The organism is Pseudomonas sp. GW821-FHT04D07 (assembly GCF_059420225.1).
Genome location: NZ_JBWKTH010000012.1, coordinates 130,181 through 146,836, shown reverse-complemented (window position 1 = coordinate 146,836; position 16,656 = coordinate 130,181). Strand labels below are relative to the sequence as shown.

The window sequence follows — 16,656 nt, the reverse complement described above, 5'->3', positions numbered from 1 at the left end:
CTATGCTTGCCCGCATAAAAGGCATCGTTCATTGTGCCTGAGCGTTGAGTCCGGCATGCTATCGGCTGGCTTGAAGCATCGCCGCACCATTGAAACCATTCTGGAAAGAAGCCTTTGAAACCTTATCCAATTCAGCGCGTGTCGATCGTTATCCCGGTCTATAACGAAGAACAGAGCCTGCCTGAACTGTTGCGCCGTACCGAAGCGGCCTGTGCGCAGTTGACCCAGGATGTCGAAATCATCCTGGTCGACGACGGCAGCCGTGATCGCTCCGCCGACATTCTTCAGGAAGCCGCCGAGCGTGAAGGCAGCCCGGTCATCGCCGTGATCCTGAACCGTAACTACGGTCAGCACGCCGCGATCATGGCGGGCTTCGAGCAATCCACCGGCGATGTGGTCATCACCCTGGACGCCGACCTGCAGAACCCGCCGGAAGAAATCCCGCGTCTGGTGGAACAGGCCGCGCTGGGCTTCGATGTGGTCGGCACCGTGCGCAACAATCGCCAGGACTCGGCCTTGCGCCGCTGGCCGTCGCGCCTGATCAACATGGCCGTGCAACGCTCCACCGGCGTCGCCATGAGCGACTACGGCTGCATGTTGCGCGCCTATCGCCGGACCATCGTCGACGCGATGCTGGCCTGCCGCGAGCGCAGCACCTTCATTCCGATCCTGGCCAACAGCTTTGCCCGGCACACCACCGAAGTGCTGGTGCAGCACGCCGAGCGCGAACACGGCGACTCGAAATACAGCCCGATGCGCCTGATCAACCTGATGTTCGACCTGGTCACCTGCATGACCACCACGCCCCTGCGGCTGTTGAGCATCATCGGTTTCACCATGGCCGGCCTCGGCGCGCTCTTCGCCATCCTGCTGGTGGTGCTGCGCCTGATCTTCGGCGCCGCCTGGGCCGGTGACGGTTCGTTCGTGCTGTTTGCTATCCTGTTCGTCTTTACCGGCGGTCAGTTCATCGGCATGGGGCTTCTGGGTGAATACCTGGGTCGCATGTACAGTGACGTGCGTGCACGTCCGCGCTTCTTCATCGAGAAAGTGCTGCGTAGCCAGCCGTCTCCTGCCAGCGCTGCTGGTGATACCCCTTCTACTACTACCTCCAATCAGGTCGCACCATGAATCCGAAAGTTGTCGTCTTCGCCTATCACGATATTGGTTGCACCGGCATCGAGTCCCTGCTCGCCGCAGGTTACGACATCGCCGCAGTGTTCACCCATGCCGACGACCCGAAGGAGAACGCCTTCTACGGTTCCGTAGCGCAACTCTGTGCTCGCAAGGGCATTACCGTGCACGCACCGGAAGATGCCAACCATCCTTTGTGGATCGAGCGCATTGCCAAGCTGAACCCGGACTACATCTTCTCGTTCTACTACCGCAACCTGTTGAGCGAAGAGCTGCTGGCCACCGCCAAGAACGGCGCGTTCAACCTGCACGGTTCCCTGCTGCCACGCTACCGCGGTCGCGCACCGGCCAACTGGGTGCTGGTCAACGGCGAAAGCGAAACCGGCGTGACCCTGCACCGCATGGTCAAGCGTGCCGATGCCGGCGGCATCCTGGCGCAGAACCGCGTCGCCATCGAACGTGCCGACACCGCCCTGACCCTGCACACCAAGCTGCGTGACAGCGCTGCCGCCCTGCTGAGCGAAGCCCTGCCACAACTGGCTGCCGGCAAACTGAGCGAAACCGCCCAGGACGAGTCGAAGGCCACTTACTTCGGTCGCCGCACCCCGGCTGACGGCAAACTGGTCTGGAAAAAGCCTGCCGAAGAGCTGTTCAACCTGGTTCGCGCCGTGACCCAACCTTACCCGGGCGCCTTCTGCGCCGTGGGCGAGCACAAGCTGATCGTCTGGAGCGCCGACGTCGTCAAGGGCAACGAAGGTCAGGCCCCTGGCCGTGTGATCAGCGTCGACCCACTGCGCATCGCTTGCGGTGAAGACTCCCTGGTGATCAACGCCGGCCAGCGCAACGACAACGGCCTGTTCCTCAGCGGCCCGCAACTGGCCAACGAACTGGGCCTGGTGGACGGTTCCTTCCTGCGCGGCGCCGAGTCGGGCCGCAAGCCACGTCGTACCCGCGTACTGATCCTGGGCGTCAACGGCTTCATCGGTAACCACCTGTCCGAGCGCCTGCTGCGTGACGACAAGTACGACGTCTACGGTCTGGACATCGGCTCCGACGCCATCGAACGCCTGCGCAGCCACCCGAACTTCCACTTCGTCGAAGGCGATATCAGCATCCACTCCGAGTGGATCGAATATCACATCAAGAAGTGCGACGTGGTCCTGCCGCTGGTGGCCATCGCCACCCCGATCGAATACACCCGCAACCCGCTGCGCGTATTCGAACTGGACTTCGAAGAGAACCTGAAACTGGTTCGCTACTGCGTCAAGTACAACAAGCGCGTGATCTTCCCGTCGACCTCCGAAGTCTACGGCATGTGCCAGGACGAGAACTTCGACGAAGACACCTCGAACCTGATCGTTGGCCCGATCAACAAGCAGCGCTGGATCTACTCGGTGTCCAAGCAGTTGCTGGACCGCGTGATCTGGGCTTACGGCGCCAAGGGCTTGAACTTCACCCTGTTCCGTCCGTTCAACTGGATGGGTCCACGTCTGGACCGTCTGGATTCGGCGCGTATCGGCAGCTCCCGTGCCATCACCCAGCTGATCCTGAACCTGGTCGAAGGTACCCCGATCCGTCTGTTCGACGGCGGCGAGCAGAAGCGCTGCTTCACCGACATCGCCGACGGCATCGAGGCCCTGGCCCGTATCGTCGACAACGAGAACGACTGCTGCAACGGCCAGGTCATCAACATCGGTAGCCCGGACAACGAAGCCAGCATCCGTCAGCTGGGCGAAGAACTGCTGCGTCAGTTCGAAGCTCACCCGCTGCGTAGCAACTTCCCTCCGTTCGCCGGCTTCCGCGACGTGGAAAGCAAGGCGTTCTACGGTACTGGCTACCAGGACGTGTCGCACCGCAAACCAAGCGTCGAAAACGCCAAGCGCCTGCTGAACTGGGAGCCTACCGTCGAGATGAGCGAAACCATCGGTAACACCCTGGACTTCTTCCTCAAAGAAGCCATGCTCGAAATCGCGGACAAGCGCTGATGCAGGCTGGACTTCGCATCGATGTGGACACCTATCGCGGCACCCGTGAAGGGGTACCGCGGTTGCTGGAACTGCTCGACGAGGCCCAGGTCAAGGCAACGTTCTTCTTCAGCGTTGGACCGGACAACATGGGGCGCCACCTGTGGCGCCTCATCAAACCCCAGTTCCTCCTGAAGATGTTGCGTTCCAAGGCTGCCAGTCTTTATGGCTGGGACATCTTGCTGGCCGGCACTGCCTGGCCAGGCAAGCCGATCGGTCGGGATCTGGGGCATCTGATGCGCCAGACCCTGGCCGCCGGCCATGAGGTCGGCCTGCACGCCTGGGATCACCACGGTTGGCAGGCCAATGCCGGGCGCTGGAGCGAAGCCGAACTGATCGAACAGATCCGTCGCGGCGTCGATTGCCTGAGCGATATCACCGGGCAAGCCGTCGAATGTTCGGCCACCGCCGGTTGGCGGGCGGACGAACGTGTCGTGCAAGCCAAGGAGCATTTCGGTTTTCGCTATAACAGCGATTGCCGCGGGCACGGTCTGTTTCTGCCACGGTTGGCGGATGGCAGCCTGGGGACCCCGCAAATTCCCGTGGACCTGCCCACTTTCGACGAAGTCGTGGGTGCGGATCTGGCCGCGAAAGATTTCAATGCGTTCATTCTCGACCGGTTCAGTCCGGCGCGTCTGAATGTCTACACCATTCACGCGGAAGTAGAAGGGATTCTGATGGCAAACGAGTTTCGCCAGCTCTTGGCCCAGGCCAAGGCGCGTGACATCGAGTTCCAACCCCTGGTCAATCTATTGCCAGCCCAACTGGACCGCCTGCCCGCAGGGCAATTGGTCCGTGGCACCCTCGGCGGCCGTGAAGGCTGGCTCGGGGTACAGCAGGGATGACCAGGCGCTGGGCTTTGCCGTTGCTGTTTCTCGCTTTTCTGCTGTTCTACCTCCTGCCACTGGTCACCCATGGCATGTGGATTCCGGACGAAACCCGCTACGCCCAGATCGGCCAGGAAATGCTCCGGCACGGCCACTGGGCGTCGCCGCATTTCATGGAACTGCGTTACTTCGAAAAACCCATCGCCGGATACTGGATGATCGCCATCGGTCAGGCCATTTTCGGTGAGAACTTTTTCGGCGTGCGTTTCGCGTCGGCCCTGAGCACCGGGTTGAGCGTGCTGCTGGTCTATCTGATCGCCGGACGCCTGTGGAACGACGAACGCAAGCAGTTTGCCTGCGCCGCGCTGTACATGAGCTTCGGCCTGATCGCCGGGCAAGCCGGTTATGCCAACCTCGATCCGCAGTTCACCTTCTGGGTCAACCTGAGCTTCGTCGCCCTGTGGTTCGCCATCGACGGCAGCACCCCGCGGGCTCGGCTGTGGTCGTGGGTGGCCCTGGGCCTGGCCTGTGGCATGGGTTTCATGACCAAGGGCTTCCTCGCCCTGATGCTGCCGGTGCTGATCGCCCTGCCCTACATGATCTGGCAGAAGCGTTTTCGCGAACTGGTGGGTTATGGCCTGGTGGCCGTGGCCGTGGCCGCGCTGATCAGCCTGCCCTGGGTCCTCGCGGTTCACCTCCAGGAGCCGGACTACTGGCGTTTCTTCTTCTGGCACGAGCATATCCGTCGTTTTGCCGCCGAAGACGCGCAGCACACCCGGCCGTGGTGGTTCTACCTGCCAATGATCGTGGTTTCCAGCCTGCCGTGGGCGCTGCTGTTGCCGGTGACCCTGAAGGATGCCTGGCGCACCAAGGGCCAACGCATCAGCGTGTTCCTGCTGCTCTGGTTGTTGCTGCCACTGGCGTTCTTCAGCCTCAGCCGCGGCAAGCTGCCGACCTACATCATGCCGTGCCTGATGCCCCTGGCGTTGCTGATGGGGCATTCGCTGATGGAGCGCATCAAGCTTGCGCAAGGTCAGGTCCCCCGTCTCAACGGTCTGCTCAACCTGGTACTGGGCCTGGCGGGACTGGCGGCGCTGGTGTATTTCCAGATCAAGCAGCCGTTCTACGATAACGAGCCGTTGCACCTGACCCTGCTCTGCGTCTTCATCGGTAGCTGGATCCTGGTCAATATCCTGCCCCTGCTCAAGCCGCTGACCTTCTGGGCCACCCCGGCGCTGGGCATGGGCATGCTGGTGCTGTTGCTGCCGGCGGCGATGCCGAACGTCATCGTGCACAACAAGATGCCCGACCAGTTCATCGCCCACCATGCCGACGAACTGAGCCAGAGCCGGCACTTCCTGAGCAACGACCTGGGTGCCGCTTCCGCACTGGCCTGGCGCATGAAGCGCAGCGATATCACCCTCTACAACACCCAGGGTGAGCTGCAGTACGGCCTGGGTTATCCGGAAACCGCCGGTCGCGCCCAGGACCTGAGCCAGATCCAGGCCTGGATGGACAACGCCCGCCGTGAAGGCCAGGTCGGAGTGGTAATGCGCGTCAAGGATCAGGACGAACTGCATGAGATCGACCTGCTGCCCAAGGATCATGTTCGCTATGAAGAAGGCAACATGGTTATCCTGATTTTCTCGAAGACCACGCCATGACCCTGATGTTGTTGCTCAGCGCCTGCCTGCTGACATGCCTGGGCCAAGTCGCCCAGAAGTTTGCCGTTGAAAGCTGGCGCGGCCCTTCCCTGGGCATTCTGCATAAACTGCGCTCGCCCTGGTTGTGGCTGGCGCTGGCCAGCCTCGGTTTCGGCCTGCTGGTCTGGCTGCTGGTCCTGCAACGGCTGGAGGTCGGCATTGCTTATCCGATGCTCAGCCTGAACTTTGTCCTGATCACCCTGGTGGCGCACTACCTGTTCAAGGAGTCGATCGACACCCGCCATTGGTTGGGCGTGGCGTTGATCATCGCCGGTGTGGTCCTGTTGGGGCGTCACGTATGAGCCAGGCACGCGGTTTTACCCTGGCCACCGGCAGCGTGCTGCTGGTCAGCGGAGCCCAGCTGGGCATGCGCTGGAGCATGACCCGCCTGCCGGAACCGGCGCAATGGCTGGACGCCCTGATGACTCAGGACGTATCGTTACTCGCCTTGGGTGTAGTGGCTGCATCGATCCTCGCCTACGCCCTGTCCATGCTTTGCTGGCTGGCCGCCTTGCGCGACCTGCCATTGGGCCGGGCCTACTCGTTGCTCAGCGTGAGTTACGCGCTGGTCTACCTGTTGGCCGCCGGCCTGCCGTTTTTCAATGAAAGCTTCAGTCTTTCGAAATCGCTGGGAGTGGCCCTGGTCATTCTCGGCGTGTTAACGATCAACTCTCCACGTATACCCCGTCCTAGGGACTCCGTATGAAAATCAGCGTAATTGGTAGCGGTTATGTCGGTCTGGTACAGGCGACTGTGCTGGCCGAAGTCGGTCATGATGTCGTGTGCATGGACGTCGACCAGAACAAGATCGACTTGCTGCGTAAAGGCCACATCCCCATCTTCGAACCAGGGCTGGAGACCATGGTCAAGAGCAACCTGGAAAGCGGCCGCCTGCACTTCACCAGCGATGAGAAGCTGGCGATCGAGCATGGCCAGGTGCTGTTTATCGCCGTCGGCACGCCGTCGGACGAAGACGGTTCGGCTGACCTCAAGTACGTCCTCTCGGTGGGCGATGCCGTGGTCCGTCACCGCGTCGAGCCGCTAATCCTGGTGGAAAAGTCCACCGTTCCGGTCGGCACCGGCGACACCCTGCGCGCGCATATCCAGGCCGCCCTGGACAAAGTCGGCCGCAGCCTGGAATTCGATATTGTCTCCAACCCGGAATTCCTCAAGGAAGGTTCGGCGGTGGAAGACTGCCGTCGTCCAGACCGTATCGTCATCGGCTGCGAGCGCGAAGAAGTGCGCGAAGTGATGCGCGACCTCTACGCCCCGTTCAACCGCAACCATGACCGCATCATGTTCATGGACCTGCGCAGCGCCGAGCTGACCAAGTACGCCGCCAACTGCATGCTGGCGACCAAGATCAGCTTTATCAACCAGATCGCCGAACTGGCCGAACACCTGGGCGCGGACATCGAAGCCGTGCGCATGGGCATCGGCGCCGACCAGCGCATCGGTTACCACTTTATCTACCCGGGCTGCGGCTACGGCGGCTCGTGCTTCCCCAAAGACATGCGCGCCCTGATCCACAGCGCCCAGGCGGCCAACTGTTCGAGCGACCTGCTGCAAGCCGTCGAGGCGATCAACGAGCGCCAGAAGCACAAGCTGTTCGACCGTCTGAACGCGTTCTACAAGGGCGATCTGAAAGGCAAGACCTTCGCTCTCTGGGGCCTGGCGTTCAAACCGAACACCGACGATATGCGCGACGCTCCAAGCCGTGTGCTGATGGAAGCCCTGTGGGCGGCCGGCGCACAGGTTCGTGCGTTCGATCCGGAAGCCATGCAGGAAACCCAGCGCATCTACCCGGATGAGCCAGGTCTGTCACTGATGGGCACGCCGGAATCGGCACTGGTCGGTGCCGACGCGCTGATCATCTGCACCGAATGGCAACAGTTCAAGGCGCCGGACTTCGAGCTGATCAAGCAGCGCCTGAAAGCGCCGGTGGTCTTCGACGGCCGCAACCTGTTCGACGCCAATCGTATGCAGCGCAAAGGTTTCACCTACTTTGCGATCGGTCGCGGTGCTTCGCTGGACCTGCCGGTGACCCGTCACGGTCTGGAGTGACATCCTGATGGTTGGCCCAGGCTGACTTGTGGGAGCGGCGCTGGCCCGCGAAGCTTTTGGCGGTCTCAGGGCCCCCTTCGCTGCGGTGCGGCGTCCCGACAAGCCAGGCTCCTACAGGTTCCGGGGTGTTCTCAAGGTCTGGGTTCAGGCCAGTGCATCGGGCTTGGCCCAGATAAACAAACGACGCGGTCATTTCCAAAAAATGACCGCGTTTTCGTTCCTAACGGGCTCGCCCGTTTTTTTCAGGTTCACGGCCGTGACATTGACGTCCCCATCCCGCAATACCCTGAACCGCCAATCCCTCGGCCTGGGTCTGGTAGCCCTGCTGTTGTTTATCGCCGGCGTCTATCAGCAAGCCGCCATCGGCTTTGACTCGCGCTTCGTGCTGTTCGCCGAGGAAATGCTGCGCCATGGCCCAAGTTTCTTCCCAACCACCTATGGCGAGCCGTATCCGGATTATTCGGCGTTTTCCACCCTGTTGATCTGGTTGCTTGCGCTGCCGTTCGGCACGGTCAACGCCCTCGCCGCCTGGCTGCCGAGCGCTCTGGCTTCGGCCTGGATCGTGGTGCTGATGTACCGGCTGGTGGCCCCGCATTCGCCACGCTGGGCGCTGCTGAGCATCGCCCTGCTGTTGTTGACCAACAACTTCCTGATTGAAACCCGTGCCGTATCCCTGGACCAGATGCTCGCCGCCGTGTCCCTGGCGGTGTTCTACCTGGGTTATGCCGCCAGATACTACGCCGCGCCGAAACGCAGCGTGCTGCTCCTGGCGCTGCTGGTACTGGGCTTTGCCATTCGCGGCCCGATGGGCCTGGTGATCCCCACCGGCATGCTCTGCAGCTTCTACCTGCTCAGCGGTCAATGGCGCCGGCTGTTGGTGTTCGGCTTCCAGGCCCTGTTCCTGCTGGCGGCCTGCATCGGCCTGCTGTTGTGGCTGGCCTCGCTGGACGGCGGTCCAGCCTTCCTCCAGGAAGTGATCCGCATGCAGTTCACCGGCCGCATGGATGGCTCGGCGGGTTCCAGCGGAACGCTGTATTACTTCAGTAGTGCCTTTGGTAATTACGCCCTGGCTTATCCATTGGCGGTACTGGTGCTGGTGGCCATCCTCGCAACCGGTCGCCAACATCGTGGACCGGCCTTGCAACTGACCCTCTATGCGGTCGCGGCCGGCTTGATCGTGATGCTCGGTTTGTCCGTGCCCCAGGCGAAAAAAGCCCGTTATATCCTGCCGATGGTGCCGATGGCGGCGATCGTCGCCGCCTATCCGTTCCAGGTTGCCAAGGGCCGTCTGTTCGCCTGGTTGCGTGGGCTGATGCAGGGGCTCTGGCTGATCCTCCCGGGCCTGCTGATCGCCGGGATGTTCATGTTGCATCGGCGCTTTCCCGAGGAACTGCCGACCTTGGGCGTCGCACCTTATCTGGTCGGGGCCTTGCAGGTGATCGCCGTGCTGGCGCTGTTCAACGCCCGCTGGCGTGCACTCGGGCTGGCCGGCTGTGCGGTCCTGGCGCTGTGGAGCAGCTATATCCTGATTGTCGAACCGACTGAGCGCGTGGCCTATGACACTCGCGGCTTTACCCAGGCCACCCAGCAGTTGATGCAGAAGGACCCGGCCCCGCTGGTCATGCATGCGGTGGGCAAGGATGGACGGGCAATCAAGTTCATGGTCAATGCCGAGAGCGATCTGCAGCCGATCTTCAGCGAAACCCCCGAGCAACTTCAGGGCGTGGCGCGACCGGCCTGGGTGATGATGGACAAGGACCATTACGAAGCACTGAAAGGCACGGCCATCGGCGATCTGGTCCCGGTGCTCAGCCAGCGCTTCGACAAGAACGATTATGTGTTGTTGAAGCTGCCATAAAACCTGTAGGAGCATGGCTTGCCAGCGAAGCTTTTGGCGGTCTTGAGGCCGCAATCGCCGGCAAGCCGGCTCCCACAGGATTTCTGTCGGACATAGCATCGGTGTTCAACACCGAACTGTGGGAGATTCTATGGTTGTCGGGACGCCGCACCGCAGCGATTGCGATATCCCATTCACCGCGTTAGGCGATAACTACACTCGCCCCCTTCAGCACATCCAGCCCTACCCCCACCAGCGTCACCGAATCCGCCCCGAAAGTCAGCACGGTATCGTGCCCCACCACCCTGGCGTGCTCCTGGATAGTGTGTCCCTGGGAATCGGCATAACCCATGAACACCAGTTTGTCGGACGCCTGGAAGCCGGTGATCTTGTCCTGGCCGAACGCGCCATTGAAGCCGTTGAACAGAAAGGTATTACCGCCGCCCTTCGCGTCCATCAGGTCATTCCCCGCGCCACCGATAAACAGGTTGCCGCCCTTGACCGCACCGACCAGATGATCGTCCCCGCCATTACCCAGCAGCCACTCCCCCGAAGACTTCGCGATCAGTGTATCGGTCCCATCGCTGCCCACCTGCGAGTTGACGTAGCTCCCCTCGGACAAGCTCTGGTTGCCCACCACATGGGCCACGTCCTTGTTGAAGAACACCAGGCTCGACTCCTTGCTGACCAGCGTGCCGATATTCTGGGCGATGGTGATACCGCCCACGGCATCGCGGATATACAAGGTGCCGTGGCCATCATTGGCGATATCGAAGCTGCCCAGGGATTTCTGCAGGTCGAAGGTGTTGTTGCCCTTGCCGCCGAGGATGATGTTATAGCCACCGTCGTCCCGGAAAGTATCGTCGCCGCCACGCCCTTCGATGTAATCGTTGCCACGGCCACCCTTGAGCAGATCATTGGCCTCGCTGCCGATGATAAAGGTGCTGCCGCTATGGGTTTCGGCGTTGCGATTGAGGTCTTGCACCCAGGTCTTGTCCCGCGCCGGGTCCGACAGGTTAGCGACGATGATGGTCGAGTCCTTACTGGTCAGGTCATAGAACTGCGACCCCAGCACCCGGTTCAGGCCATCGCCATAAGCCGTCGGCAGGTGGGAAATCCAGGTGGCGACATTACCGATGGAAAACGGCAGCAGGTTCCAGGCATCGGACGCGTAATGGTCGTTGAAGCTGACGATATTGTTGGTCGCCGATGCCTTGTTCGCATCGTGCACGCCCAGGGTTGCCAGGGTCAGGCTGGAGCCATCGAGGGCGCGGAACACCGGGTCGTTTTCATAACCGATATTCAGCACCTGGGGGCCCGCGCCGCTCTGGGTCGGCGAAGCGAAGGCGATATAGTTGGCGTCCTTGTAGAAACCGCCCCAATGGTCCTGGCTCAGGTCGGCCACACTGTTGACTGCCAGCCCGCCCAGGCTGTGGCCGCTGACCAGCACGTCCTTGCCGGAAAGACCGTTGGCCGCGGCAAAGCTCGCCACGCTCTTGAGCAAGCCTTCGAAGGCGTTGGCGCTGTAGTTCTTCGCGTAATCCTTGGGTCCGATGGCTGCCAGCAAGTCGTTGATCGCATCGCCGATGCTGTCGCTGATCTCGCTTTCCCGCGGCCCGCTGGTACCACGGAAGGACACACCGATCTCGCTCAGGTGTCCGCTGGCGTCGTACTTGCCGAGGATTTCCGCCTGCGCCGTGGTGTAGCCGGCCGTCTCGCCATAGAAGGTGCCGCGGGCGTCGGTCTTGCCGCCGTAGCCCAGTTGCGCGGCGCTGATGGGTGTCCAGCCAGCCGCATTCACCGCCACCAGCGCGGCTTTCTCCGAATCCGGGTTCCACGGTATACCGGGGATGACCCCCTGGGCATCCGTGCCACCGAGCAGGGCCTTGACCAGGGTCGCCGGCAGGCCGAGGCCGAAGCCATTCTGCTGGTAGCCCACGGCAAAGCCGTTATCGAGGTTGTGGTAGGAATACAAGGTGATCGCCAGCGCATCGGAATACAGCGCTTTTGAAGCCTCGGTCCCTAGGTTTTTATAGTCAAACACACCCATGGTATTGCCTCCTTGCTGGTTGGAATTATTGACGCACAAAGGCCTCATCGACCCTGGCCAGGTCGGTTTCGCGCAAGGTGCCCGCGTAGTAATGCAATTTGGTCCAGGCCATCAGGTAGTCGTAGCGCGCCTGGGCCAAGTCGCGCCGGGTGCTGTAGAGCTGCTGCTCGGCGTTCAGCGCATCGAGGTTGACCCGCTCGCCGCCGAGGATGCTCTGCTTCGTCGACAGCACCAGGGCTTCAGCCGAATTCAAGGCCTTCTGATAGGCGCGCAATTTGCTCACGCCCGACAGGCAGGCACTGAACTGGCGCCGTAGCTCGATCAGGGTTTCGCGGGTCTTGCCGTCCAGTTCGTACTCGGCCTGCTCCAGGTTGGCGCTGGCCTGGCGTACTGACGCCGAGACCCCGCCGCCAGCGAACAACGGCACGTTCACCTCGAAACCGATGGTGTTGGTGTCGTAGCGCTGGTTGTAGGTGTTGCTGCTGTCGGACTCGCTCTTGCGCACGCTGACATAGGCATTGAGCTTGGGCAGATGCCCGGCGCGGTTGCGCTCCACTTCATAGCGGGCCACTTCGAGGGCCTGGCGCTGGGAGGCCAGGGTCGGGTTGTTCTCCAGGGCCATGGCGTGCCAGGTATCAAAATTGGCCGGTTCCAGGGGAAACGACTGAAAAGCCTGGGCCAGCGGCGCCAGTTCGGAAACGTCCACCGACGGTACGCCAATCAGCGCCCCCAGCTTGCGCAAGGCGGCGTCCTGTTCGTTGCGCGCCTCGATCTCCTCGGCAGTGGCCAACTCGAAACGCGACTCCGCCTCGAGAATATCGGTGCGCGTGCCCTCGCCCTGGCGGAACAACTGCTCGTTCTGCTGGAACTGCTCTTCATAGGCTTTCTTGCGGGCCTGGGCGATCTCGATCTGGTCCTGGGCAAACAGCGCCTGGGTGTAATGGGTCAGGACCCGTACCAGCAGCTCCTGGCTCTTGCCGCGAAAGGTTTCATCGGCGAACAACGCTTGCGCCACGCCCTTGCGGTAATTGGCATAGGCCTCGTAGTCGATCAGCGGTTGTTGCAGCATCAGCGTGGAACCGGAGCTGGTGTAGTGGCGATCCTCATGGGCGTTGCCGCGTTCGCTGAGGTAGGTGGCCCGTGAATCGTTGCGGCCCTGGTTGTAGTTGTAGGAAATCTTCGGCAGCAGGCCGGCGCGGCCAATGACGCGATTTTCCTGGCCGGCATCGCGCTCCTTGAGCGCGCCGAGGAATACCGGGTCATTGCGCAGCGCCTGCTCATAAACCTGGAACGGCCCCATGGCCTGGCTGCCGGTGCTGACCAACAGGGACAGCGTTGCCGCGATCATCGACAGTGTCTTCATTCGGTGGAACATCCTATTGCTCGGTCAGCGCGGAACCCGCGCGGTCCAGCAGCGGTTTGAACAGATAGTTGAGCAGTGAGCGCTCGCCGGTACGCACAAACATCTCGGCGGGCATGCCCGGCTTGATCACCAACCCGTTGAGTTTTCCCAGGGCCATGTCGCTCACCGAAGTGCGCAGCAGGTAATACGGTGCGCCGGTCTTTTCATCGAGCAGCTGGTCGGCGGAGATCAGGCTGACTTCGCCAGGCACCCGTGGCGTGCGACTCTGGTTGAAGGCGGTGAACAGGATATCCACCGGCAGATGGCTGCCTACCTTGTCCACCAGGTTGACCGGCAGGTGTCCCTCGACTTCCAGGCGCTCGCCCTGGGGCACGATCTCCAGCAGGGTTTCCCCGGCGCGGATCACCGCGCCTTCGGTGTGTACGCTCAGGTTGACCGCGATGCCCTCCGCTGGCGCACTGATCTCGCTGTGTTGCAGATCGAAACCCGCCGAACGCAGTTGCTGCTCCAAGGTCAGGGTCTTGAGCTGGGCCTCGGCCAGTTGGCCGCGGACCTCCTTCTGATATTCCTCACCGTGCTGGGAGAGCTTGAGCCGCGACTCGACAATGCCCTGCTCGACCCGCCCGCTTTCGCCATTGTTCTGTGCCAGGTCCTGTTGCACCTGGGACAACTGGCGCTGGTAGTCGAGCAGGCGGTTGCGCGGGATATAGCCGCTGTCCGCCAGGGGTTTGAGGTTATCCAGCTGACTGTGCAGGGAGTCGGCGCGGGCCAGCATGTCGCTACGCGCCCGGCGCATACCGGCCAGTTGCGAAGCGGCGCCATCGATACTGGCGCGGATACCGGCCTGCTCGCGGGAAAAGGCTTCGCGACGGCTGCTGAACAACTGCCGCTGGCCTTCGAGCACCAGCGCCAGGCGTGGGTCGGGATCGCTGCTCAACTCGGCGGGAAACACCACCCGCGGCAGGCTATCGCGCTCGCTCTGCCAGCGTGCCTGACTGGCCCAGGCCATGCGGTACTGGGCCTGCAGTGATTGCACATCGGCCGACAGCTGGGTCTGGTCGAGACGAAACAGCGGTTGGCCCTGATGCACCACTTGCCCTTCGCGCACCAGGATCCGGCTGACCACGCCGCCGCCCAGGGATTGCACCGCCTTGCGCTTGCCGGACACCACCACGCTGCCTTGCACCGCAATGCCCTGGTCCAGCGGCGCCAGGGCCGCCCAGAGAAAGAAGCTGCCAGCGCCCACCAGCGCCAACCACCAGCCCAGACGGGCAAAGAACCGGGCATCGTGGTATTCAACAGGGGTACTGATCTGCATCGTGCTGTCCTTGCTCATGCGCCGCTGCTGCGCGTCGGCGCCGGATACTGTCGGCTCAGGCTGACGCCGGCCGGAGTCGCGGTCTCGCGGGTTGATTGGGGTGGTGGTGCCACGCCGGCCGAGAGTGCCTTGAGCACATCGGCGCTGCTGCCGAAGGCTTGCAAGCGACCTTCGTTGAGCACCAGCAACTTGTCCGCCTGGGTCAGGGAGGTGGAACGGTGGGTCACCAGAACCACCGTGCAGCCCCGTGTCTTGAGCTGGGCAATCGCCTGGGTCAAGGCGGTTTCACCAACCACGTCGAGATTGGAGTTGGGCTCGTCCAGCACCACCAGGCGCGGGCCGCCATACAACGCACGGGCCAGCGCCACGCGCTGCTTCTGTCCGCCGGACAGGCCGCTACCGTCTTCGCCGAGCAAGGTGTCGTAGCCCTGAGGCAGACGCAGGATCAATTCGTGCACAGCGGCCTGGCGCGCCGCCTCGACCACCTTCGCTGAATCGACCTCGGCAAACCGGGCGATGTTTTCGGCAATGGTGCCGCTGAACAACTCGATGTCCTGGGGCAGGTAACCGATATGTGGACCGAGATCGTCGCGGTCCCAGCGGTGCAGGTCGGCACCGTCCAGGCGCACGGTGCCGCCCAGGGTCGGCCAGACGCCCACCAGCACCCGGGCCAGAGTCGACTTGCCCGAGCCGGAGGAGCCGAGCACCCCCAGCACTTCACCGGGGGCCAGGCTGAAACTCACCTGGTGCAGGGTCGCGATACGCTTGCCCGGCGGTCCGGCGCTGACCTGTTCAAAGGCCACCTGGCCCTGGGGCGCGGGCAGGCTCATCTGCCCTTCTACTTCTGGGAAGTCGCGCAACAGACTGTCCAGGCGCTGGTAGGCGAGCTTGGCCGTGCTCCACTGTTTCCACACCGCAATCAACTGGTCGATGGGGCTGAGCACCCGCCCCATCAGGATGGAGCCGGCGATCATCATCCCGGCGCTCATCTCACCCTTGATCACCAACAGCGCGCCCAGGCCCAACACCAGCGATTGCAGGCACAGGCGCAACATCTTGCTCAGGGAAGTAAGCACCGCCCCGGTATCGCTGGCGCGGTTCTGCCGCGCGAGAAATCTCGAGTGCACCTGGAACCAGCGCGTGCGCAGCGCGCCGAGCATGCCCATGGCCTGGATAGTTTCGGCGTGATGCAGGTGACTGGTGGCCAACTGAGTCGAGCGCTGCGAATAACCGCTGGCTTCGCTCAGGGGCTTTTTGGTCATCGACTCGTTAAGGCAGGCCAGGGCAATCAGCAGCAAGACGCCGACACTGGCGAAGACCCCCAGCCAGGGATTGAACAGGAAGATCACCAGCAGATAGATGGGAAACCAGGGGGCGTCGAAAAAGGCGAACAGCGCCGGCCCGGTAAGGAACTGGCGAATCTGGGTCAGGTCGCCGAGGGACTGGCCGGCGTGTCCCTCGCCGCGCAACAGGTTGCGCTCGAAGGCCGCCTGATAGACCCGCAGGTTCAGGCGCCGCTCCAGGGCACTGCCGATGCGGATCACGATAAAACTGCGGAGCACTTCCAGCAGCCCGATAAAGGCAAAGAACCCCACCACCATCAGGGTCAACATCACCAGGGTGGTTTCATTCTGTGAGGTCAATACCCGGTCATAGACCTGGAGCATGTAAATCGAAGGCACCAGCATCAACAGATTGATCAGCGCGGTGAAACAACCGACGCTGAGCAGGACACTTTTATAATCGCCGAGCACACGGATCAAAGGTGTCCCGGACATCATTTTCGGCGGGCTCATCTCTCTTCCTTGAAGTTTACGGACAGCCGGATACGTACCTTTATTCGATGGCCGGCGAGCCGCTCGGGAATATAGGTACTTCCAACAGGAGCCGTTCTTTCGCGACTCATTAAAGACTGAACAAGAAAACAACTAACAGACACTGGACATCCAGTGACCGTTTAATCGATTTGCCTCTGAATACTCAGGACGTACCGCGCACCAGCACCAGAACGCTGCCACTCTTCAAGCGCACTTCATAACGGTCCGCCCTCTGCCGATTGAAGTGCACGATTCCGGAGCCTTCGGCGCCATACAGCCACAGGCCATCGGGCGTCGGCTCCCAATTGGCCGGGCGCTCGCCCAACCAGCCGGCGATGCACGCCAGGTCGCCAGCCAGGCGTGGTGATTGCAGCACCAAGTCAAGCTCGCAGGCCTTGGCTTGTTCACCTTCGGGGTACATCCGCCACTGACCGGCAAGGGCCTCGGGTGGGGTCAGGATCAGGCTTCTCGCCATGGTGACTGCTCCAAAAAACGTCAGAAACGCAGCCATCAGCCACGTCG

The 16,656-nt window shown here is 62.1% G+C and carries 13 protein-coding genes; 8 read left to right on the top strand and 5 right to left on the bottom strand.

From position 1 onward, the window contains the following. Positions 1–114 precede the first annotated feature (114 nt). The 8 genes from arnC to AC07T0_RS16545 all read left to right on the top strand — a co-directional run bounded on the left by arnC (position 115) and on the right by AC07T0_RS16545 (position 9,607). Positions 115–1,128, top strand: coding sequence for an undecaprenyl-phosphate 4-deoxy-4-formamido-L-arabinose transferase (gene arnC, locus AC07T0_RS16580; RefSeq protein WP_100943351.1), 1,014 nt, complete (start codon positions 115–117; stop codon positions 1,126–1,128). After that, positions 1,125–3,116 carry a bifunctional UDP-4-amino-4-deoxy-L-arabinose formyltransferase/UDP-glucuronic acid oxidase ArnA gene (gene arnA / locus AC07T0_RS16575; RefSeq protein ID WP_495002214.1) on the top strand — a complete coding sequence of 664 codons (1,992 nt, stop codon included), beginning with the start codon at positions 1,125–1,127 and terminating at the stop codon, positions 3,114–3,116. Before arnC ends, arnA begins: the two co-directional genes overlap by 4 nt. Further along, a complete protein-coding gene (gene arnD, locus AC07T0_RS16570; RefSeq protein ID WP_100943353.1) occupies positions 3,116–4,000 on the top strand; it encodes a 4-deoxy-4-formamido-L-arabinose-phosphoundecaprenol deformylase in 885 nt (294 codons plus the stop codon). Before arnA ends, arnD begins: the two co-directional genes overlap by 1 nt. Beyond that, positions 3,997–5,646 carry a lipid IV(A) 4-amino-4-deoxy-L-arabinosyltransferase gene (gene arnT / locus AC07T0_RS16565; RefSeq protein WP_495002213.1) on the top strand — a complete coding sequence of 550 codons (1,650 nt, stop codon included), beginning with the start codon at positions 3,997–3,999 and terminating at the stop codon, positions 5,644–5,646. Before arnD ends, arnT begins: the two co-directional genes overlap by 4 nt. Then, positions 5,643–5,987, top strand: coding sequence for a 4-amino-4-deoxy-L-arabinose-phosphoundecaprenol flippase subunit ArnE (gene arnE / locus AC07T0_RS16560; RefSeq protein ID WP_495002212.1), 345 nt, complete (start codon positions 5,643–5,645; stop codon positions 5,985–5,987). The genes arnT and arnE overlap by 4 nt, the downstream gene beginning before the upstream one ends. Further along, positions 5,984–6,391: a 4-amino-4-deoxy-L-arabinose-phosphoundecaprenol flippase subunit ArnF gene (arnF, locus tag AC07T0_RS16555; RefSeq protein WP_495002211.1), complete on the top strand. Its 408-nt coding sequence runs from the start codon at positions 5,984–5,986 to the stop codon at positions 6,389–6,391. The genes arnE and arnF overlap by 4 nt, the downstream gene beginning before the upstream one ends. Further along, the gene (locus tag AC07T0_RS16550; RefSeq protein ID WP_495002210.1) at positions 6,388–7,749 is read left to right on the top strand and encodes a UDP-glucose dehydrogenase family protein; all 1,362 of its coding nucleotides are present in this window, start codon (positions 6,388–6,390) and stop codon (positions 7,747–7,749) included. The genes arnF and AC07T0_RS16550 overlap by 4 nt, the downstream gene beginning before the upstream one ends. A gap of 262 nt (positions 7,750–8,011) precedes the next feature. Next, the gene (locus AC07T0_RS16545) at positions 8,012–9,607 is read left to right on the top strand and encodes an ArnT family glycosyltransferase (protein WP_495002237.1); all 1,596 of its coding nucleotides are present in this window, start codon (positions 8,012–8,014) and stop codon (positions 9,605–9,607) included. A gap of 181 nt (positions 9,608–9,788) precedes the next feature. Here AC07T0_RS16545 and AC07T0_RS16540 read toward each other — a convergent pair whose 3' ends face one another. The 5 genes from AC07T0_RS16540 to AC07T0_RS16520 all read right to left on the bottom strand — a co-directional run bounded on the left by AC07T0_RS16540 (position 9,789) and on the right by AC07T0_RS16520 (position 16,609). Further along, entirely contained in the window at positions 9,789–11,636 is a 1,848-nt protein-coding gene (locus tag AC07T0_RS16540) for a polyurethane esterase (protein WP_495002209.1), read from the bottom strand. A gap of 25 nt (positions 11,637–11,661) precedes the next feature. Beyond that, positions 11,662–13,011: a TolC family outer membrane protein gene (locus AC07T0_RS16535; RefSeq protein WP_495002208.1), complete on the bottom strand. Its 1,350-nt coding sequence runs from the start codon at positions 13,009–13,011 to the stop codon at positions 11,662–11,664. A 1-nt stretch (position 13,012) separates the two neighbouring features. Then, on the bottom strand, positions 13,013–14,335 hold the full coding sequence (locus AC07T0_RS16530; RefSeq protein ID WP_495002207.1) for an HlyD family type I secretion periplasmic adaptor subunit: 1,323 nt from the start codon (positions 14,333–14,335) through the stop codon (positions 13,013–13,015). Further along, the gene (locus AC07T0_RS16525; protein ID WP_495002206.1) at positions 14,332–16,113 is read right to left on the bottom strand and encodes a type I secretion system permease/ATPase; all 1,782 of its coding nucleotides are present in this window, start codon (positions 16,111–16,113) and stop codon (positions 14,332–14,334) included. Before AC07T0_RS16525 ends, AC07T0_RS16530 begins: the two co-directional genes overlap by 4 nt. 184 nt (positions 16,114–16,297) lie before the next feature. Then, complete coding sequence (locus AC07T0_RS16520; protein ID WP_495002205.1) at positions 16,298–16,609, bottom strand: protease inhibitor Inh/omp19 family protein; 312 nt, start codon at positions 16,607–16,609, stop codon at positions 16,298–16,300. Between the last annotated feature and the right edge of the window lie 47 nt (positions 16,610–16,656).

Excerpts from the sequence above, each read along its gene's own strand:
- arnA (WP_495002214.1), top strand. The coding sequence starts at position 1,125 with ATGAATCCGAAAGTTGTCGTCTTCGCCTATCACGATATTGGTTGCACC.
- arnD (WP_100943353.1), top strand. The coding sequence starts at position 3,116 with ATGCAGGCTGGACTTCGCATCGATGTGGACACCTATCGCGGCACCCGT.
- arnT (WP_495002213.1), top strand. The coding sequence starts at position 3,997 with ATGACCAGGCGCTGGGCTTTGCCGTTGCTGTTTCTCGCTTTTCTGCTG.
- arnE (WP_495002212.1), top strand. The coding sequence starts at position 5,643 with ATGACCCTGATGTTGTTGCTCAGCGCCTGCCTGCTGACATGCCTGGGC.
- arnF (WP_495002211.1), top strand. The coding sequence starts at position 5,984 with ATGAGCCAGGCACGCGGTTTTACCCTGGCCACCGGCAGCGTGCTGCTG.
- AC07T0_RS16550 (WP_495002210.1), top strand. The coding sequence starts at position 6,388 with ATGAAAATCAGCGTAATTGGTAGCGGTTATGTCGGTCTGGTACAGGCG.
- AC07T0_RS16540 (WP_495002209.1), bottom strand. The coding sequence starts at position 11,636 with ATGGGTGTGTTTGACTATAAAAACCTAGGGACCGAGGCTTCAAAAGCG.
- AC07T0_RS16535 (WP_495002208.1), bottom strand. The coding sequence starts at position 13,011 with ATGTTCCACCGAATGAAGACACTGTCGATGATCGCGGCAACGCTGTCC.
- AC07T0_RS16530 (WP_495002207.1), bottom strand. The coding sequence starts at position 14,335 with ATGAGCAAGGACAGCACGATGCAGATCAGTACCCCTGTTGAATACCAC.
- AC07T0_RS16525 (WP_495002206.1), bottom strand. The coding sequence starts at position 16,113 with ATGAGCCCGCCGAAAATGATGTCCGGGACACCTTTGATCCGTGTGCTC.
- AC07T0_RS16520 (WP_495002205.1), bottom strand. The coding sequence starts at position 16,609 with ATGGCGAGAAGCCTGATCCTGACCCCACCCGAGGCCCTTGCCGGTCAG.